General features: G+C 41.4%; 12 protein-coding genes and 1 other RNA gene. 10 read left to right on the forward strand and 3 right to left on the reverse strand.

The annotated features are described in order from the left end of the window. Positions 1 to 283 precede the first annotated feature (283 nt). A non-coding RNA gene (ssrS, locus tag KQP93_RS04870) (6S RNA) lies at positions 284 to 467 on the reverse strand. 194 nt (positions 468 to 661) lie between these two features. Between ssrS and KQP93_RS04875 the strand changes: the two genes are divergently transcribed. From KQP93_RS04875 to nagP, 5 genes are all read left to right on the forward strand, one after another. Then, complete coding sequence (locus KQP93_RS04875; protein ID WP_217876106.1) at positions 662 to 1,225, forward strand: UPF0149 family protein; 564 nt, start codon at positions 662 to 664, stop codon at positions 1,223 to 1,225. 20 nt (positions 1,226 to 1,245) lie between these two features. After that, complete coding sequence (gene pepP, locus KQP93_RS04880; protein WP_217876108.1) at positions 1,246 to 2,571, forward strand: Xaa-Pro aminopeptidase; 1,326 nt, start codon at positions 1,246 to 1,248, stop codon at positions 2,569 to 2,571. Between the two features lie 8 nt (positions 2,572 to 2,579). Continuing rightward, on the forward strand, positions 2,580 to 3,761 hold the full coding sequence (ubiH, locus tag KQP93_RS04885; RefSeq protein WP_217876109.1) for a 2-octaprenyl-6-methoxyphenyl hydroxylase: 1,182 nt from the start codon (positions 2,580 to 2,582) through the stop codon (positions 3,759 to 3,761). After that, positions 3,758 to 4,924 (forward strand): FAD-dependent monooxygenase, encoded by a 1,167-nt coding sequence (locus tag KQP93_RS04890; RefSeq protein ID WP_217876110.1) that lies wholly within the window; start codon positions 3,758 to 3,760, stop codon positions 4,922 to 4,924. Before ubiH ends, KQP93_RS04890 begins: the two co-directional genes overlap by 4 nt. A 208-nt stretch (positions 4,925 to 5,132) precedes the next feature. Beyond that, on the forward strand, positions 5,133 to 6,437 hold the full coding sequence (gene nagP, locus KQP93_RS04895; RefSeq protein ID WP_217876111.1) for an N-acetylglucosamine MFS transporter NagP: 1,305 nt from the start codon (positions 5,133 to 5,135) through the stop codon (positions 6,435 to 6,437). 1,139 nt (positions 6,438 to 7,576) lie between these two features. Here nagP and KQP93_RS04900 read toward each other — a convergent pair. Further along, a complete protein-coding gene (locus KQP93_RS04900) occupies positions 7,577 to 9,727 on the reverse strand; it encodes a TonB-dependent receptor family protein (protein WP_217876112.1) in 2,151 nt (716 codons plus the stop codon). 642 nt (positions 9,728 to 10,369) lie between these two features. Further along, entirely contained in the window at positions 10,370 to 11,215 is an 846-nt protein-coding gene (locus KQP93_RS04905) for a LysR family transcriptional regulator (RefSeq protein ID WP_054551321.1), read from the reverse strand. Between the two features lie 124 nt (positions 11,216 to 11,339). Here KQP93_RS04905 and KQP93_RS04910 point away from each other — a divergent pair, with 124 nt between their 5' ends. The 5 genes from KQP93_RS04910 (at position 11,340) to KQP93_RS04930 (ending at position 20,852) form a co-directional block, all read left to right on the forward strand. Then, positions 11,340 to 11,939, forward strand: a complete 600-nt coding sequence (locus KQP93_RS04910; RefSeq protein ID WP_054560756.1) for a hypothetical protein — start codon at positions 11,340 to 11,342, stop codon at positions 11,937 to 11,939. 180 nt (positions 11,940 to 12,119) lie between these two features. Then, positions 12,120 to 13,202, forward strand: a complete 1,083-nt coding sequence (gene gcvT, locus KQP93_RS04915; protein ID WP_054560755.1) for a glycine cleavage system aminomethyltransferase GcvT — start codon at positions 12,120 to 12,122, stop codon at positions 13,200 to 13,202. 51 nt (positions 13,203 to 13,253) lie between these two features. Then, positions 13,254 to 13,643 carry a glycine cleavage system protein GcvH gene (gcvH, locus tag KQP93_RS04920; RefSeq protein WP_054551324.1) on the forward strand — a complete coding sequence of 130 codons (390 nt, stop codon included), beginning with the start codon at positions 13,254 to 13,256 and terminating at the stop codon, positions 13,641 to 13,643. 164 nt (positions 13,644 to 13,807) lie between these two features. Further along, entirely contained in the window at positions 13,808 to 16,699 is a 2,892-nt protein-coding gene (gcvP, locus tag KQP93_RS04925) for an aminomethyl-transferring glycine dehydrogenase (RefSeq protein ID WP_217876115.1), read from the forward strand. A 640-nt stretch (positions 16,700 to 17,339) separates the two neighbouring features. After that, positions 17,340 to 20,852, forward strand: coding sequence for a S8 family serine peptidase (locus KQP93_RS04930; RefSeq protein WP_217876116.1), 3,513 nt, complete (start codon positions 17,340 to 17,342; stop codon positions 20,850 to 20,852). The last annotated feature ends 70 nt before the right edge of the window (positions 20,853 to 20,922 follow it).

Here is a 20,922-nt window from a genome sequence, read left to right on the forward strand (position 1 = left end):
TATCAGCTTTCAGCCGTCAGCTATCAGAAAAACAAACAAGTTAGCGAGTTAGCAAGGGGAAAGAGTAAAGTTAGATTGTGCCCGCACATTGCTATGGCTAAACCCGATACCGTAGGCGTGAAATTTATTTCGCGCGAATAAGAGTAATAAGCTCTTGTATAAAAGAAAAACTACATGGAAGATTTTTGATAGCTGATAGCTGATAGCTGATAGCTGATAGCTGATAGCTGATAGCTGATAGCTGATAGCTGATAGCTGATAGCTGATAGCTGATAGATTGATGGTGTTCCCCAAGTATGCGGTGCCCGGTGTCAGTCCTGAAACCTTGAGGTTTCAGGGCGGGGATCTGCGGTTTACCGTAGGCTTCTCGGTACATGCCGAGCTTGCACAATAGTAGACGAACAGAAACCCTAACATAAAATTTATCGGCTCAGGGACTTAACCAAGCTCCTGCACCCTAGGGAACACCTTCAGTATATAAGACAAGTTCCAATCCTTAAACCATAGAAGCAAAAAAAGCGGATCGTTCGGGTAGTTTTTCCCCATCTTTAACTGCTTATTTACTTTTCAGATTGCTTTTTGACCTCAATCATACAATTAATTGGAGTTGCGATTTATCGAGTGGTAGCATGGCGTTACTTAGCCGAACAAAGAAAAAGTTATGAGCACGTTACCTGATTACCAACAAGCCCAATTGTTATTAGAAAAGAATGAAATTTTTGTCGCACCAGCCGAAGCCCATGGTGTGATCAGTGGTTTATTAGCCTGTGGCATCAATATCGAAGCCGACGAATACTTAGGTTTACTAAGCGATGTATTCAACGATGGCCAAGCTTTTAGTAAAGATTTAAAAGCATTTTTTGCTGATGTGTATTCTCAGGTTGTTGCCAGCTTTAGTGATGAAGAATTTCAGTTTGACCTATTTTTACCAAGCGACGACGAAACACTGATCGATTTAGCCAATGGCTTAGTATCTTGGGTATCGGGTTTTATGCTTGGTTTTGGTTTAAAACAAAAAGATTACGGCAAGTTATCTGCTGATGTGAAAGAAGTGATCAGCGATTTTAGTGAAATTACCCGCCTAGACACCATGTTTGAAGAGACCGAAGAAGACAGCCAAGCTCTGCACGAAGTGATTGAGTATGTGCGTGTTTCTGCGCTGTTATGTTTTGCTGAGCTAGGTAAAGAGCCAGTAGGAAAAAGCACTAAAAAGACCCTTCACTAATCAAATTACAGAGGTTTAGCATGTCGTCTATTGCAATCGATAAAGCTGAATTTAAAGCCCGCCGCGAGCGCTTGCTTGCGATGATGGATAAAAATAGCGTGGCTATTATTCCTGCGGCAGGAGAAGTAACACGCAGCCGTGATACTGAATATGCATTTCGCCAAGACAGTGACTTTTTCTATCTAACTGGGTTTAACGAACCAGATGCGGTTTTAGTGCTTTGCCCGTCGAGCGATACACCAAGTACGCTTATTTGCCGTAACAAAGATAAACTAGCTGAAATTTGGCATGGCCGGAGAATTGGCTTCGAAAAAGCTAAATCTGAGTACTTATTCGACGCAACTTGCCCACTTAGTGAACTAGATGAACAATTATTAGATTTGGTGAACGGCCAGCAGATTTTATTTTATGCACAAGGCACTTACGTAAATTTCGATGCAAAGGTTTGGGACTTATTAAACACACTTCGCAGCGCACCTAAAAAAGGCTATAAAGCACCACATACCATTAAAGATATTCGTGGTTTAGTGCATGAAATGCGTTTGTTTAAATCTGACGCAGAATTAAACATTATGCGCACAGCTTGCGAAATTAGTGCGCAAGGCCATATTCGCGCTATGCAGTTTGCCAAACCTGGCGCAACTGAATACCAATTAGAAGCAGAGCTTCACCACCATTATGCAATGAATGGTGCCCGTCATCCTGCTTATGGCACGATTGTCGGCAGTGGCGACAACGCCAACATTTTGCACTACACACAAAATGACGCTGAGCTAAAAGATGGCGATTTAGTGTTAATTGATTCTGGCTGTGAACTTGAAGGTTATGCGGCAGATATCACACGTACTTTCCCAATCAATGGCAAGTTTAGCGAACCACAAGCGGCGCTTTACAACATTGTATTAGCAGCTCAAGAAGCAGCATTCAGCCAAGTAAAGCCGGGCGGTAGTTTATCGAAAGCCAATGAATTAGCCTCAACGGTATTAACGCAAGGGCTTATTGACTTAGGCATTTTAACCGGTGAGCTTGATGAGCTAATGGCAAACCAAGCGTGCAAAGCGTTTTACATGCATGGTCTTGGCCACTGGCTAGGGTTAGATGTGCACGATGTTGGCGAATATAAGCTTGATGAAAAAGAACGTGTATTTGAGCCGGGCATGGTGCTCACCATCGAGCCGGGTTTATATATTAGCGAAGATGCAAAAGCGCCAGAGCAATATAAAGGCATCGGTATTCGTATTGAAGATAACTTACTTGTCACTCAAGATGGCCATGAAAACCTGACCATTTCGGTTCCTAAAACCGTTAGTGACATTGAAGCAGTGATGCAAGCAAACATAGGCTAGGAGCAAGCGTGGCAAAGCAGTTTGATGTTGTCATTATCGGCGGTGGAATGGCGGGTGCAAGTTGTGCCCTGGGCCTAAAACAGAGCAATAATCAGTTATCAATCGCTGTAATTGAAGCAAATGAAGTAAGCGCAGACTATCACCCAAGCTTTGATGATAGAAGCATTGCGCTGGCTCAGCAGTCTGTTCAGTACTTAAAATCAATCAATGCCTTTGATTGCCATGCGACATTTGCAGCAGCGATTGAAAAAGTAACCGTATCTGATCGTGGTCATTTCGGTAAAACGCATATTGATTGCCAAGAATATGGTCATGATGCCCTTGGCTATGTGGTCGAAGTGAACCCATTTGGGCGCAGCCTTCATCAGCAGCTTACTCGTACTGATGTTAGTTTGTTTTGCCCAGATACGGTTGCCAAGCTTGAATACCAAAGCGACTGTGCCATCATCACGCTAAACTCGGGCGAGCAGTTAAGCGCAAAACTTGTGGTGATTGCCGATGGTGCTCATTCGCAAAGCCGTAAACTAGCTAATATAGAGTTTAATACTCGCGCTTATCAGCAAGCGGCGATTATTGCTAACATCGAAGTAGCTGGTGGTCATCATCATCATGCCTTTGAGCGTTTTACCGAGCACGGCCCAATGGCACTGTTGCCAATGAGTAACAATCGATACTCACTGGTATGGTGTATGGAGCCTGAGCAAATTGAGCACCATATGGCACTTGAAGACGATGCCTTTTTAGCTGCGCTGCAAAAAGCATTTGGTTATTGCGGTGGCTCATTTAGTAAAGTGGGTATGCGTGCAAGTTATCCGCTTGTGTATGGTAAAGCAGAATCACTGAGCAGCCACCGTACAGTATTAATTGGTAATGCTGGGCATGCTATTCACCCAATTGCCGGGCAGGGCTTTAATTTAGGTCTGCGTGATGTGCAACTACTGTGTGATATGGCAAATAGAAGCGACCTTGGTGATTACGCCTTTACCCGTTACTACAGCCAAACTCGCAATAAAGATATTACGACCGTGATGACACTCACAGACAGCCTAGTGCGTTTGTTCTCTAACTCATCACGATTGCTTGCGCTTGGTCGCAGCATTGGCCTTTTCTCAATGGATTTATTTTCCTCGTTAAAAACCCCGCTGGCAAAACAGCTTATGGGTCAGGTTAAGCAAGGTAAACGGATATGAAACAAGCACAAGTTTGTATTGTCGGTGGTGGCTGTGTAGGCCTTACGCTAGCACTTGGTTTAGCAAAAGCAGATATCAGCGTTGTGGTGATTGACGCGAGTAAAAATCAAACCTTACCGGGTGATGATTATGCACTTCGCGTGAGCGCATTGAGCTTAGCTAGTCAGGGCTTATTCGAGTCTTTAAATGTATGGCCAGAGATCATTAAACAACGTGCTACACCGTATACCTCGATGGATGTACGTGATCAAGACAGCTTTGGTAAGATTCATTTTGATCATAACGATCTCGACTTACCGCAGCTCGGTCATATCGTCGAAAACGACATTATTCGCTACGCTTTAATTAGTGAACTTGAAAAGCAAAGTAATGCTACTTTACTGTTCGAAACCCGCTATCAGCAAATTCATCAAACCGACTCTGACGTGTTTATTACTCTTGAAAGCGGCGAGCCTGTAATTGCTAAATTATTAGTGGCGGCTGATGGGGCTAACTCGGTTATTCGCAAGCAGTTCAACATGCCAATTACCTTTAAAGACTATGACCACCATGCCATTGTTGCCACGGTTAGAACCGCTGATGAGCATAACAACACGGCACGCCAAGTGTTTTTACCAACCGGGCCGTTGGCGTTTTTACCCTTGCCAGATAAACATACGCACTCAATTGTTTGGTCAACAAGCCCTGAGCATTGCGACACACTTTTAGCGCTTGATGATAACAACTTTAATAAAGCGGTTATGGCAGCACTCGATGGTCAGTGTGGTTTATGTGAAGTGCAAAGTGAGCGCATGGCGTTTCCACTTAAGATGCGTTATGCCCAGCAGTGGGTGTCGGGCAAAGTGGTATTAATGGGCGATGCAGCGCACACTATTCATCCATTAGCTGGTTTAGGCATGAACCTAGGCCTCAAAGATGCCGCTTATTTAATTGAGCTTTTAAGTAATGAGCAAGGCGAGTTTGCAAGTGCACGCATGCTGCGTGATTATGAACGTACTCGTAAGCTTGATGCACAAAAGCACATAGCTATGATGCAAGGCTTAAAGGAGTTATTTGCAGGCGCTAACCCACTGAAAAAACTTGTACGTGGTGTTGGTTTAAGCCTTGTAGACAACCTTGGCCCAATTAAACATTTGTTCGCAAAAGAAGCAATTGGTAAATAACACCTAACTAGTTGTTACTACTTAGTTAAAGCCGCAGCTAAGCAATTGGCTGCGGCTTTTTTGCACTTATATGAACGCAAAATGATAGCGCTGTCATTTTTGTTAGTGTATGATTAAATTTTTGTGATTGGTATGGAAATTAAACAGCTCTGTTGAGTTGTATACTAGTTTCCAACCAAATAAAAATAATTAAACTAAGAGAACAATTATGGAAGCAACGGTTGAGTGTGACAACAACACAAAACAAAGCATCTGGCTGCCAATGGTATTGGCCGGCTCAATGTTTTTTATCTTAGGGTGTATAACGTGGCTTAATGGTGCAATCACACCATTTTTGCAGCAAATGCTTGAGCTTTCGCCGTTACAAGCTTCGTTTATCATCTCTTCTTTTTATATTGCGGTAACGGTTGCCGGTATCCCATCGGCCATGTTAATCAAGCGCGTTGGTTACAAGAATGGTATGGCAATTGGCTGTGCGATTATGGCTTTATCGGCGCTGATGTATATTCCCGCTGCAAAACTGCAAATGATCGAAATTTTCTTGTTCGCACAGTTAATGATTGGTGTTGGACAAACCGTGCTACAAACCGCTGTTAACCCATACGTGGTGAAAATGGGCTCTGAGAAATCAGCCGCTGTGCGCGTGTGTATCATGGGCTTATTAAACAAATTTGCGGGTGTTATTGTGCCTGTGATTTTTGCTGCTGTAGTAGTAAGCGGTGTTGTTGATGGTGCAGGTAAATTATCGCAAGAGCAAAAAGACATTATGGCAAATAGCCTTATCATGCCTTATGTGTTGATTGCTGCTTTAATCATGTTATTTGCTGCCTTTGCGAAATTTGCACCATTACCTGATTTAGTATTTGATGAAGACGAAACATCAAACGGTAAAGGTGAAATAAAAGAAACCCTAGCACACCCTCACTTAGTTTTAGGTGTAGTGGGTATTGCGCTATACGTAGCTGTTGAAGTTATTGCAGCAGACACTATTGGCTCGTACGCTTTACAAATTGGCGTTGCTGACTACTCAGTTATGACCTCTTACACCATGGCGTGTATGTTGATTGGTTACGCGATTGGTATTTTGACTATTCCACGCTTTATGAGCCAACAAACGGCGTTATTAATGTCGGGTATTGCCGGTATTATCACCGTGATGTTAGTGGTGCTTGGTAGCAATGACTCGTTCATTATTTCAAACCTATTATTAGTGCCATTTGGTGGCCCACAATTACCAGACCCATTGTTATGCATTGCATTACTAGGCTTTGCTAATGCTATGGTTTGGCCTGCAATCTGGCCACTGGCTTTAGCTGGTTTAGGCCGCTTAACAGGCACCGCATCAGGGTTATTGATCATGGGTATTGCTGGTGGTGCACTCGGCCCATTATTAATCGGACTAGGAAACGTAGCAGGCCTAGGCGCACAAGGCGCTTACATTGTGATGATCCCAAGTTATGTATTCATTTTATTCTACGCCCTAAAAGGCCATAAGATGAAAAGCTGGAAGTAATCCTGCAAACTAATTTTTCAAGTTAGGCAAAGCCGCGGTACGCCCATCACCGCGGCTTTTTTGTGGGTAAACTAAAACTAACAGATTGAAAATAAAGAGTTGTAAGCTCACCCGTAGGCGTGAAATTTATTTCGCGCGATGCTTATGTAAACCACAAAGCAACACGTAGGTCGGGCTTTAGCCCGTCAATTTTAACTATTATGTGTCGCCATAAATGACAACTTACAGCGATTGTGCTTGTTGGTTAGGAGGAAGCGAAACTCAACGTTTGGAGCCATCAGCTTTCAGCCGTCAGCTATCAGATTGAAAACAAAAGAGCTGAAATGCTCACCCGTAGGCGTGAAATTTATTTCGCGCGATGCTTATGTAAACTACAAAGCAACACGTAGGTCGGGCTTTAGCCCGTCAATTTTAACTATTATGTGTCGCCATAAATGAGGACAATATATTCTTTTGCACAAAGAGAAGAGAATGAGAAGTGAATGAGCAACCCAAAAAAACTATTAGTTACTTTCCTCTAAAGGGCAGCGCCTCTTGTCCTCTTTGTGAATATTATTTTTTAAATTATGTTTTCTCTATGTAGCGCGAAGCGCCTCGATGCACTCTATGGTTCAATAATTTTTTTCACAAAGATAAGAGAATGAGCAACCCAAAAAAACTATTAGTTACTTTCCTCTAAAGGGCAGCGCCTCTTGTCCTCTTTGTGAATATTATTTTTTAAATTATGCTTTCTCTATGTAGCGCGAAGCGCCTCGATGCACTCTATGTATGGTTCAATAATTTTTTGCACAAAGAGAACAAAATGAGAAGTACATGAGACAACTAAAAAGGCTATTTTGTTTTTCCTCTATAGCGTAGCGCCTCTTATCCTCTTTGTGAGTATTACTTTCTCTGTGGAGCGCTAAGCATCTCGGTGTACTCTGTGGTTCACTATTTTTTGCACAAAGAGAAGACAATGAGAAGTAAATGAGACAGAAAATTCCTCTAAAGCGCAGCGTCTCTTGTCCTCTTTGTGATTATTCATTGAATTACGCGATATAAAATCGCTGCTACAATCTTGCTAACTTGCAAACTCTCACTCACAAAAAAGCCGTGGGATTTTCATCACACGGCTTTTGATATTTCGCTGAGTCGTTATATTAGAACGAGTAGCTGTAACCTAGTTGTAGGGTACGAGGTTTACCTGGCTGAATACCGCCGTTTGCACGGTTTGCAACGTAGGTTTTGTCAAACAGGTTGTCTACCGTTAGGTATACTTTTTGTTTGTCGTCGATTAGGTATTTAGCTGCTAAATCCCATACAACGCGGCTGTCGATTGCATTGCGACCTGAGTCTGTTAAATCTGCGTGTGCATCAGATACATAACGCATTTGCGTATCGAATACGAAGCTTGAGAACTCAGCACCCATCGAAAGCGCTAATTGGTTTTCAGGCACGTATGGCATTGCATCGCCTTTTTCTACGCTACCCCAAAGATCAGATTCAAACGCATTGTCGAACTGAGAATCAGTGTAAGTGTAAGTTAAGCGAACTGGGAACGAAGCTGCGTTAGTAGCAAACACTTTACCTGCGCTTAGCTCAAAACCAGACACAGATACTTCACCGTAGTTGTATTGGTCGCCAATGTTGTCATCGCTACAACCTACAGCCGCAGTACAGTTACCGTGCATGTTTGTGTAGTCAGAGTTAAAGTAAATTACTTCACCTTGAATACCCGCGTAATCGTAACGACCACCTAGCTCAATGTTAACACTCTCTTCTTCTTCTTGATCTGCGTTACCCGGTGCCGCTGGAGCGTAACCTTTTTGAATACCAGCAAGAAGCGTTAGGTTGTCGCTTACAGTGTAAGTAGCACCTAGTGATGGTACTAAGATCTCAGTGTCGTTGCTGATATCTTTTGTTAAGCCATTTTCACGGTTAGGATCAGACTTAGCCCATTCAACACGTTTGATTGTGATGTCTTCGTAGCGAAGACCTGCGCTAATAACTAATGCATCAAGTGACCACTCATCTTGAATGAATAGGGTAGTCGCTTCTGCGCTATCTAAACGGTTGCTGTTTGAACCTGGAACGCCTTTTTCTGTAAGCGTCATTGATAGGTCTTGGTTAAGCGTGTACTTGTCTTCCCATTGGAAACGATCCATTTCATCTTCGTGGTAACGTGCACCAACAGTGATGTAGTGGTTGCCCGCTGGGATATGAAATTCAGTTTGTAAGCCTTTCGCTTGGTAATCACGGTTATTCGCTTTTACGCCAACACCTTCAATACCTTCGCTCGTTGGGTTTGCTTCAAACTCGCTGTATTGCTCAAGGTTACTTGTGCCCACTTTGCTTGCTTTATACCAGTTACGGTGGAAGTCGTTTAGGTAAGCAGTAGCAAGTAGCTCGTAACCTTTACCAAAGCGGTATGCATAGTTGATTTGGTATGCATTGTGTTGTGTGTTCATTTCATCGTTTTGCGATGCAGCATAACGACGGTAAGGGTTTGCTTGGTAATCAGCGTCAGTTAAACCCATGTAAGTTTCGTCAGAGCGCTCGTCTGAGTACTTTAACTTCATTTCTAGGCTGTGTGCTTCGTTATCACCAAAGTCAAAGCCAAACTTTAATAAGAAATCGTTCTTTTCGAAGCCTGTGTTGTCGCTACCTACAGGTAAATCTTTAAAGCCATCTGCACCGTAAGTAAATACTTCTACAAGGCCCGCAGCATTGTTTTTCTTTTTACCGAAGTAAGCATGACCTTTGTAGAAACCATCGCTACCAAGTTCTGCGTTAAGTAAACCTTTAGACCCTTCAGTTGGTAAGCTACGAGAAACTAAGTTTAAAACACCGCCTGTTGTACGCGGGCCATACTTAACAGATGCCGCACCTTTAAGTACTTCGATAGACTCCATACGACCCATAGTAGGGAAGTAGTAAGCAGAAGGTGCTGAGTAAGGTGCTGGTGCTACAAGTACACCATCTTCCATTACTGAGATTTTGTCGTTACGACCCGTACCCGTACCACGCATACCGATGTTAGGACGAAGGCCGTAGCCGTCTTCTTCTTGTACATATACACCTGGTACAGCACTTAAAACACGTGAGATATCAGTATATTCAAACTTTTCTAGTTCTTGCTCATCAATAAAAGTAGCAGAGCCAGGAATATCGTTAATTGCAGATGCAGAGCCAATTACAGTGATTTGCTCGAAGTTCTTCTCTTCTTTAGTTACATCTTTTGCAAAAGCATTAGCGCTTAAAGATAAAGCGACCGCAGTCGAAAGCGTAGAAACAATAAACTTAGGTGTCATTGTGTGTCCTGTATATGTTTAGATTTTTTTAACCGGCGCAATTAAAACATGTAAAATAATGCGAATCAATCCTATTTGTAATAAAACAGCTCTTAACTGTAAGTTTTTGAAATCAATCAAATATAAGAAATACAGTAGTATTGTATTACGATATTGGGTTTTGGCTTGGTGTTAAGTAAAACTTAACAAGGCGGAGCCATCAGCTCGTAGGTTGGGTAGAGCGAAGCGAAACCCAACGTTTCACTATTTTTTGCACAAAGAGAAAACAATGAGAAGTGAATGAGCAAGCTAATAGAAACAATTAGTTACTTTCCTCTTAAGCGCAGCGTCTCTTATCACTCTTTGTGAGTATTACTTTCTCTATGTAGCGCGAAGCGCCTCGATGCACTCTATGGTTCAATATTTTTTGCACAAAGAGAAGACAAGGAGAAGTGAATGAGTAACCCAATAAAACTATTAGTTACGTTTCTCTTAAGCGGAGCGTCTCTATACCTCTTTGTGAGTATTCAGTGGAGTACGCGATATAAAATCGCTGCGACAATTTTGAAAACTCGAAACTCGAAACTCGAAACTCGAAACTCGAAACTCGAAACTCGAAACTCGAAACTCGAAACTCGAAACTCGAAACTCGCTAACTCAAACCTACGTCAAACGTAGGGCGATGAATTCGGCGAGTTTGTCTACGGCGGTGCCGGGGTCGTCGGTACGTTTAATTAAACTAATACCGATTTGACCAAGCTCGGGGAGGTCTTTGGTTTGTATTTGGTAGTTAAGCTCATTCGGTACGGTGCTTTTTGCGAGTACCGTAATGCCTAAGCCTTCTTTTAATGCTGCAGTTAGACCAGTTAAGTCGGCATTACTGTAGGCAATGCGGTATTTAATACCCGCACTTTGTAGCGCCTCGATTGCGCGGCGGCGATAAATACATCCCTCTGGGGCGGTTACAAGCGTTACCACATCGTTTTGCGCAAGGTTTAAATCGCCCACCCATACTAGTTGGTCTTGCATAAAAATAGGGAACTTGGCTGATTCGAGCTCTTCGTTTAATGCCAACACTAAATCGAATTGATCTTGGCGCGAGACCGACAATAAATGCTTACTCAAACGAGAGCGCACTTCGAGCGATACGTCAGGGTATAGGGCCACGAAGTCACCAATGATCGACGGTAAAATACGTGCAGCAAATTCACTGGGGATCCCCAAGCGCACTTTACCTGTCACGTTTTCGCTGGTGAACTGCTGCAAAATGGCATCGTTTTGTTGCAGCATTTGCTTAGCTAATGGCATGAGCAGTTCGCCATATTGATTAAGCACTTGGCGCTGGCCTTGCTTTTTAAACAGCTTATGGCCCAGCATGTCTTCAAGGCGCTTTATTTGTAAGCTCACAGCCGGTTGCGATAGCCCTAATAATTCACCCGCTTTGGCAAATCCGCCAACTTCAACAACAGTGACTAAAGTACGTAAACTATCGGTAGAAATGTTTTTCATTAAAAAATTCTATTTATAGGGCTGTATATATAAGCATTATTTATCAATTGATAAATAATTACAATTTGTTGTTGCTAGCACGGCGCAATATACTTCAAGCATTAACGATTGATAGGTGTCACATATGACTTTTACGCCAATAATGTTTGCTCGCCACAGCCAAGCTGAGACCCCAGCAGACAACGTGCTACAAGCTAATAGCGATACTGCCATTATGGATTTTAGTGGCACTGAAGCAATCCCATTTTTAACGGCTATTTTAGGTCTTGATATTAATAAGCTAACCGCCAGCGGTTTAGGCTTACGTAGTTCATTAGACGATGACCTAACAAGCAGCTACGCTTATGCCCTGTATTACTTTAACGAAACTGCATTTCGTTTTGTATTAGGTAAAGATGCCAGCGTGCAATTACAGTCGCTTATTAATGAACAACAACTACGTTACGACATTGATTACGTAATGCGTGACGATTTAAGCGCGCTAACCCTAAGTGGTGAGCAGGCGTTTGATGCCTTGGTCGACAGCTTTAAGCTAACGCCGGGGCTGCGTTTATCAGACATGCGCAGTTGTTATGGTGCACAAAGCGGTGAGGTATTTATTACCGCCATAGATAACCAAGCAACACAGCAATTTCAGCTGGTGGCGCGCCAAGCAGAGCTTGATAAATGGCAAACGCACTTACAGCAGCTCGGCTTTGATTTAGCCTTAGCCAACGTTGCTTAAAAGATAAAATTTTTAAAACAGCTACGCACTTGGGTGTTTAGCTGTTTTTTAGTTACAAAATCGCAATTTGGGTGTGACAACTGTGCAACTAATGTATAATCGCCGCCCATGTTATTCCCCCTCATTAAATTGAGGCCACGCCCCACAACTTGTGGGTTAATTTAAAAGTGAAGGAATATTATGACTTCTAAAACAGTTTTACATGCTAAGCACCTTGAAGCTGGCGCAAAAATGGTTGATTTCCACGGCTGGGAAATGCCAATCAACTACGGCTCACAAATCGAAGAGCATAATGCGGTTCGCACAGATGCAGGTATGTTTGACGTATCTCACATGACTATTGTCGATATTCAAGGCGAGCAAGCACAAGCGTTCTTACGTAAGCTAGTTGCAAACGACGTTGCTAAGTTAACTGTACCAGGTAAAGCACTTTACACAGGTATGCTTAACGAAGAAGGCGGCGTAATCGACGACCTAATCATCTACTTCTTCTCAGAAACGAACTACCGTTTAGTAGTTAACTCAGCAACACGTGAAAAAGATTTAGCGCATTTAGCTAAAGTTTCGGCTGATTTCGCCGTAACGGTTACTGAGCGTCCAGAGTTTGCAATGATTGCCGTTCAAGGCCCTAACGCACGTGCTAAAACAGCAACAGTACTTAATGCAGAGCAACAAGCTGCTGTTGAAGGTATGAAGCCTTTCTTTGGTGTGCAAGCAGGTGATTTATTTATTGCGACAACAGGCTATACTGGCGAAGATGGTTATGAAATCGTAGTGCCTAACGATCAAGCTGCTGATTTATGGCAACAACTTCTAGACGCAGGCGTAGCGCCAGCAGGTCTAGGTGCACGTGATACGTTACGTCTTGAAGCGGGTATGAACCTTTACGGCCTAGATATGGACGAAAGTGTTTCTCCACTTGCTGCAAACATGGCGTGGACAATCGCATGGGAGCCAGAAGATCGTAAGTTTATCGGTCGTGAAGTATTAGAACAGCAACGCGCTGATAAGAGCACAGACAAACTAGTTGGTTTAGTGCTTGAAGAAAAAGGCGTATTGCGTAGCGGTTTAAAAGTCATCGTTGAAGGTGGTGAAGGGGTGATTACCTCTGGTACATTCTCACCAACTCTTGGTCATAGTGTTGCGCTAGCACGCGTTCCGCGTTCAACTGGCGAAACAGCCCAAGTAGAGATGCGTAAAAAACTGGTTAACGTTAAGGTTGTTAAACCTTGCTTTGTACGTAACGGCAAATCAGTTATCTAAACTATAAAAAATTTGGTGTTATCACCCAATATAAACCAAAGGAACAAAAAGATGAGCAATATCCCAAGCGAATTAAAATATGCTACTTCACACGAGTGGGTTCGCGACGAAGGTGACGGTACGTTTACTGTAGGTATCACTGAGCACGCACAAGAACTTCTTGGCGACATGGTATTCGTTGAATTACCAGAAGTTGGTGATGAAGTTGACGCGGGTGAAGACTGCGCAGTAGCTGAGTCTGTAAAAGCAGCATCAGACATCTACGCACCAATCGGCGGTGAAATCGTTGCAATCAACGAAGAGCTTGAAGATTCGCCTGAAACAGTAAATAACGACCCTTACACTGACGGTTGGTTATTCCGTATCAAAGCATCTGACACATCAGAGCTTGATAACCTGTTAGACGCTGAAGGCTACGCTAACACAATCGACGAAGACTAATTAATTAGTCACGCCGACTAAAAGCCCCTCATAAGTGGGGCTTTTATGATTTTATAGCTTACGTTTCCATACGCTGTAAGTTACTGAATCAACCTGTTTTTAAGTTATTGCCAGTTACCCATTGGCAGTAACCACTTTTTTTTGGATCATAGGAATCTGGACAAATGTCAAACGCCAAATCTCTTGAACAATTAGAGCAAAAGCAAGATTTTATTCGCCGTCACATTGGGCCAAGCCCAGCGCAAGTAAGCGACATGCTAAGCGCTCTTGGAGTATCGAGTGTTGAAGAGCTGATCGGTCAAACGGTACCTGCAAGCATTCGCTTAGAGCAAGGTTTATCAATTGGCGAAAGCCGCACTGAAGTTGAAACACTAAGCTACTTAAAATCAGTAGCAAGCAAAAATAAAGTGTTCAAATCATACATCGGTCAAGGCTACCACCCAACTCACGTACCACACGTAATTTTACGTAACGTACTTGAGAACCCAGGCTGGTACACTGCGTATACACCATACCAACCAGAGATTGCACAAGGTCGTTTAGAATCATTATTAAACTTCCAGACTATGACCCTAGACCTAACTGGTCTTGATTTAGCAAGCGCGTCATTACTTGACGAGTCAACGGCTGCTGCAGAAGCAATGGGCCTTGCAAAGCGTGTTGCTAAAGCTAAAAAAGCAAACATCTTCTTCATAGCTGATGACGTTCACACACAAACAATCGACGTTGTTGCTACACGTGCAGACCAGTTCGGTTTTGAAGTTGTTGTTGGTCCTGCAAGCGAAGCGGCTAATCATGAGATTTTTGGTGCATTATTCCAATACCCATCAACAACCGGTGAAATCACTGACGTAACTGACCTAATCGCACAAGTACAAGACAAAAAAGCGATTGCCTGTGTTGCTGCAGACATCATGAGCTTATTAATGCTTAAAGCACCAGGTAAACTAGGTGCAGACGTAGTACTTGGTTCAGCACAGCGTTTTGGTGTACCTATGGGTTACGGTGGTCCACACGCTGCATTCTTCGCAACACGCGACAAGTACAAGCGTTCACTACCAGGTCGTATTATCGGTGTTTCTAAAGACCGTTTAGGTAACGACGCACTACGTATGGCAATGCAAACACGTGAACAACACATTCGTCGTGAAAAAGCCAACTCAAACATCTGTACAGCGCAAGTACTACTAGCGAACATGGCAGCGTTCTATGCGGTTTACCATGGTCCACAAGGCCTTAAAACTATTGCTGAGCGTATCCACCGTTTTGCAGATATCTTAGCGGCAGGCTTAAAAGCGAAAGGTGTAAACCTTAAGCACGACACATGGTTCGATACACTGACTGTTGTTGCAGATAACAAAGACGAAATCGTTGCACGTGCAGTAGAGCACGGCGTTAACTTTGCGTCTAACCGCGCAGGTGAATACTCAATTTCTGTATCAGAAACAACAACGCGTGCAGACGTAGCAGAGCTATTCGACATCATCTTAGGTGAAGATCACGGCCTAAGCGTTGATGCGCTGGCAAACGAAATCGAAGTAAACGGCAGCAACTCTATTCCTGCAAGCCTAGTACGCGATGACGAAATTTTAACGCACCCTAACTTCAACTCGTACCACAGCGAGACTGAAATGTTGCGTTACATCAAGCGCCTAGAGAACAAAGATTTAGCGCTTAACCACTCAATGATCTCATTAGGTTCATGTACAATGAAACTTAATGCGACAGCTGAGATGATCCCAATCACTTGGCCTGAGTTTGCAAACTTACACCCATTCTGCCCACTTGATCAGGCAGCAGGTTACCAAATCATGATGACAGAACTACATGATTGGTTAGTAAATATCACAGGTTACGATGCAGTTTCACTACAACCTAACTCAGGTGCACAAGGTGAATACGCAGGCTTAATCGCGATTCGTAAATACCACGAGTCACGCGGTGAAGGTCACCGTAACGTATGTTTGATCCCAAGTTCAGCGCACGGTACAAACCCAGCGTCTGCACAAATGGCAAGCATGAAAATCGTGGTTGTTGACTGTGATAAAAACGGTAACGTTGATATGGCAGACCTTAAAGCGAAAGCCGAAGAGGTATCTGAAAACCTATCTTGTATCATGATCACTTATCCATCTACACACGGTGTTTACGAAGAAACAATTCGTGAAATCTGTGACATCGTGCATGAGCACGGCGGTCAAGTGTACATGGACGGCGCAAACATGAACGCGCAAGTAGGTGTTACAAGCCCAGGTTCAATCGGTTCTGACGTATCGCACCTTAACCTACACAAAACATTCTGTATTCCACACGGTGGTGGTGGTCCAGGTGTTGGCCCAATCGGTGTTAAATCTCACCTAGCGCCATTTATGCCTAACCACAGCGTAATTAATGTTGCTGGCACAAACATCGGTAACGGTGCGGTTTCTGCTGCCCCTTACGGCTCAGCAGCTATTTTACCTATCTCGTGGGCATACATTGCTATGATGGGCTCTGAAGGCTTAAAACAAGCAACAGAAATGGCTATCGTGAACGCTAACTACTTATCTGAGAAGCTAAGCGAGCACTTCCCAATTTTATACCGTGGCCGTAACAACCGCGTTGCGCACGAGTGTATTGTTGACCTACGCCCACTTAAAGAGCAAACAGGCATCACTGAAATGGATGTAGCTAAACGTCTACAAGACTACGGCTTCCATTCACCAACTATGTCATTCCCAGTAGCTGGCACACTAATGATTGAGCCAACTGAGTCTGAGTCTAAAGTTGAGATCGACCGTTTCATCGAAGCAATGGTGTCAATCAAGTCAGAAATCGACCGTATCGCATCTGGCGAATGGTCAATTGAAAACAACCCGCTAGTGTTTGCACCGCACACACAAGCAGACGTACTAGGGAATGAGTGGGATCGTGCATACGACCGTTTCTACGCAGCATTCCCAGTACCAAGCGTAGCAAAAGACAAATTCTGGCCTACAGTAACCCGTATCGACGACGTATACGGCGACCGTAACCTAGTTTGTTCATGCCCAGCGGTTGAGACATACCGTGACTAAGGTTTGATTAAATTCAAATGCCAAAAAGCCGTTGCAGCAATGCAACGGCTTTTTTGTGTTTTGGGGAAAGTTAGCGAGAGTAAAGGGGAAAGAGTAAAGGAGCTTTAAGCTATAAGTTTTAAGTAAGATTTTGCCTTACATTGTTATGGTTAACCCCGATACCGTAGGCGTGAAATTTATTTCGCCGCATTAGCGCTTGTTGTAGCTCAGGCTTTAGCCTGAAAGTATTTTTCAGGAATATATCGGGATAAATCCGTGACCTACATTAAAACCCTTATTCAAGGTTTTTGCCAGATTGCTGGCGGCAACCAAGGGGCGGCTGCCGCCGACCGTCTCTTGGAACCCCGCGGCGCCCCGAGTATCACGCGTAACCCTTCAAATCAATAATTGAAGTGAACGCAAGCGGCGAAAATAGGCCATCTACGGCCTAATTTCGCCTTATCGTGCATCCATGCACGATATATACTCATCAATTGCTTATTATCAAGGCATGATGACGGGGGGAGGTGTTAAACGTGAGATTGGGAGTTAGTCTTGGCAAAATTCAAGTGTTTATAAAATGTTTCAAAGAAATACATTACTCGATTTTTGTAAAGAAATTGGGTAATGTATTTTTTTTTATAGTAATCGGTATTAGAAAGTGGGAATAAAAGTTGGTTTATTTTTTATAATAAGTTTATTTATAAATTTTTATAGTTATGCAAGCTCTCCTGATTATTATCTGAATCAATGGTATCTATATGGTGGTGCATTAAATGATACTGAAGTAGGGGGAATTGGCTATGATAAATATCTTTTAGAAGGGATAGATGAAAGTAACGAAGTAGTAACAGTTATTTTATCTTCTGGTATAGACGTAAACCACGAAGACTTAAGTGGATCTATGTGGGTAAATGAAAACGAGATACCGTCAAATGGCATCGATGATGACAATAATGGATATATCGATGACATACATGGAATTAATCCAAGTCTTTTAAATGGGGATTTGATTGATGAATATGGATTTGGTACAGCTATGGCAGGAGTTATAGCTGGAACTAAAAACAATATCGGTATCAATGGCCTATCATCAAATAACAAAATTATAGGATGTAAGGTTTCCCCTGATGTTTACACTAGAGACTATATAAAGTGTATTGACTATATAATAGGTTTAAAAAATCAGCTTAACTTAAATATTGCTTCGGTTGTTTATGACTGGACATCGACTGGTTTGAAAATCGGGCAGTTAGATCATAATGTACTGTACGCTACCCAATTGACACACAACGCTATAAAGAAGCTAGAAGCTAATGATATCTTAGTTATAGCGCCAGCGAGATATGGCTTTGATTACCCTATTGATGGTGATACTGATTTTACTTTTAGTCTCCCACAAAGCTTACTAATGTCTAATACGATACTTGTATCAGGTATTTATTTAAATGGTTATTTAAATATGTCAGGTGGTAATAGTATTAGTACTTTCGCTGCATCCGATTATATTTTTTCTACGTCTTATAAAAAGCGTTATGAGCCACTTAACGCAGACTTTACATTTGAACCAAAAGATGTCCCTTTAGAAAATCTACATAAAGTGGAAGTGATGACAGAACATTTTACTACTGGTAATGATTCATGGGGGTTTATTGATAATCAAGCTACACTAATTCTTCCTTCATTAGACTTCAGTAGAACAGAGGAAAAGGAGTTTGTAATTTCATTTGATTTACTTAATAACTCTAAAAAATACATACACTTAGAAGTAATGAAAAAGGATGGTTCTTGGTTGCCAGTTAGTAATACATATCATAGGAGTGTTGAATGGTATGAATACTCAAGGCTATTTTCATTAGAGAATTCGGATGTAGATTTTAGTGATGTTAAATTTAAATTAGTAACATATGTGAGCGATTTACATGACAACAACTTGTATGTTGATAACATTAAAATAACTAAAAAAAGTCAAACAGTTGAAAAAGATGATTATAGGATTTCATCAGGTAACTTTATGGCGGTAGCACAAGTAGCGGGAGCTGCAGCATTACTAAAGTCAGCTAAAAACTTATCAATGCCTTCTATTCGAAATCTTATCATTTCATCAGGGGTTGATCTACAAAGCGCAGAACATAGCTCTTTAAATAATAAAAGGTTAAGCATTATCGGAAATAATCAAGGGCTTTTAGATTGTAAAAATCAGCAGGTAACAAAAAGATTATACCCTCAAACAGAGCAATTTATTACTAGGGTAAAAGGAAAAGAGCTAATAATTAAAGGTATTAATATAAATTGCTCAGTGTCTCTTGGGGACATGACGATAAAAGATCTCACTCAAAATAAAGAGTATATTGCAAAAGATGATGGTCTTGGCTTGGATAAGTATGAAAATGATGGCTATAACATAGCAAGTATTACTTTTGATGATGTAGGAATGCATGAACTTTCAGTAGGATCTGATAAAACGATAGCTGTTTACTCTGTAAACCCTTATAAAATCCATACAGAGTTAGGAGATTTTTGGTTAGATAAGGAAGATATCAATGCCTATACGTTTGATGATTTCCCTTTCAAAATAAAAATAGGTGGTCTTAAAGAAGGGATCAATGCAAGTGTTAGAACAATTCAAAATAGATGGGCTGACCTAAATAATGCTCTTTCTATTTTTAGCTCATCTACTTCTGAGAATAATATAAAGCCGACTGTTTTATATGAAGGTAAAGTTAAAGAACATGCAAATATTTCAGGAGAGAAAAATAAAACAGAACCACAGTTTTCCGTCAATAGAACTCACAACATTCTTGATGAGGAAAGTTCTCCACAAGAATATGATTATAAATATGTTTACAATGGTATCAGTAACCCTTGGGAAGAAGAAGTTACTCTAATCCCTTCAGAATTTGACCTACAAAAACTAGAATTGACTACCTTACCCATAAGCAATCAAAGATTAGTTACTGGAGAAGATAACAATAGAGTTGTTATTTTTACTTCCCATTATGATCAATATGATCAGTTAGAGGATACGCATGGTGAAGTACAAACTTTAATTTTTGAGCAAGGTTCTACTATTGTATATAGCTATAGGAACTTATCAGAAAATTTGAAATCAGCAATAACTACTGTCGGCATGGAAATAGGCTCAAATTATAAAATTAGCATGCCATTTGATGATAAAACTAACAGTAGTTATGTATTAAAAGATGATGATGGAGTTAATACTGCACCAGTTCAGAATGAAAATACAATTCTTATTAATCAGGAGCAAAATATTTATAATATTGGAGAGTTATTTAGTGATGCTGATAATGACGTGTTACTTTATCGATTGGCAAATCAAGAAAGTTATTTTAGATTAAATGTCCTAGGCCAATTAACTGTCGATTATCAAAAAAGTTGGGTGGTAGGTGAGACTATAAAAGTAGATGTATTAGTAACAGATGGAGAAGTAAGTTTAACGAAAACACTCAATCTTCTGATTACAGAGGAACTTAATAATAAACCTTCGTTGAACATTGAAAAGGTTACTTTGAATACTAGTGAAGAAATCATATTAAATCTTAATGAGTATCTGAAAAATAATAATGGAGAAGATGTAAATATCTCTATACCTGAGGAGTCTAAGTTTTTTTCCATTCAATCTAATATTTTGACTGGAAAAATTATGAAATCTGAATTTTATTCGGCGCCGAGTAATTTAAAGTTGTTACTTAGCTATGGTGATGAACTTGTGGAGCATGTTGTTAGTATTGAGCTTCATTATGTTAATCATTCCCCTGAAATTATTAAAGAACCAAGTACTATACAGCTTAATAAAGTTGAGGAAGTTGAAATACATTTATTAGATTTTTTCTATGATATGGATGAAGAGTTATTGAGCTTTCAAATATCAACAGACCTGAATTACTCAATTATGGATAATCACTTTATGTCATTGAGTGCAGGCTCTTTAGCTGAAGGGGAATATAGCTTGAAAATTGTGGCAACAGACAGTGAAAGTAATTCTTCAGAGCTAGAGTTTAAAGTTTTAATAAAAAATAATGTTGAACCATCTGAACAATTGATGAGCGAGAGCAGTTCAGGAGGAGTAATTGAATATTTTTATCTAATAATGTTCTTTTCCCTTTATTTGGTAAGGATAAAAACCAAAGGAGCCAAAGGCCTAACCCATTAGAAAGTATCGCTCAAGCAGGCAACGTTGCTTTCTTGAGCTACCAAATTAAAAACCTTATTTAAGGTTTTGT

The organism is Pseudoalteromonas shioyasakiensis, assembly GCF_019134595.1.
Taxonomy (GTDB): Bacteria; Pseudomonadota; Gammaproteobacteria; order Enterobacterales; family Alteromonadaceae; genus Pseudoalteromonas; species Pseudoalteromonas shioyasakiensis_A.

Bases quoted from the DNA above. Each gene is read 5' to 3' on its own strand.
- KQP93_RS04875 (WP_217876106.1), top strand. From the start codon at position 662: ATGAGCACGTTACCTGATTACCAACAAGCCCAATTGTTATTAGAAAAG.
- pepP (WP_217876108.1), top strand. From the start codon at position 1,246: ATGTCGTCTATTGCAATCGATAAAGCTGAATTTAAAGCCCGCCGCGAG.
- KQP93_RS04890 (WP_217876110.1), top strand. From the start codon at position 3,758: ATGAAACAAGCACAAGTTTGTATTGTCGGTGGTGGCTGTGTAGGCCTT.
- nagP (WP_217876111.1), top strand. From the start codon at position 5,133: ATGGAAGCAACGGTTGAGTGTGACAACAACACAAAACAAAGCATCTGG.
- KQP93_RS04900 (WP_217876112.1), bottom strand. From the start codon at position 9,727: ATGACACCTAAGTTTATTGTTTCTACGCTTTCGACTGCGGTCGCTTTA.
- KQP93_RS04905 (WP_054551321.1), bottom strand. From the start codon at position 11,215: ATGAAAAACATTTCTACCGATAGTTTACGTACTTTAGTCACTGTTGTT.
- KQP93_RS04910 (WP_054560756.1), top strand. From the start codon at position 11,340: ATGACTTTTACGCCAATAATGTTTGCTCGCCACAGCCAAGCTGAGACC.
- gcvT (WP_054560755.1), top strand. From the start codon at position 12,120: ATGACTTCTAAAACAGTTTTACATGCTAAGCACCTTGAAGCTGGCGCA.
- gcvH (WP_054551324.1), top strand. From the start codon at position 13,254: ATGAGCAATATCCCAAGCGAATTAAAATATGCTACTTCACACGAGTGG.
- gcvP (WP_217876115.1), top strand. From the start codon at position 13,808: ATGTCAAACGCCAAATCTCTTGAACAATTAGAGCAAAAGCAAGATTTT.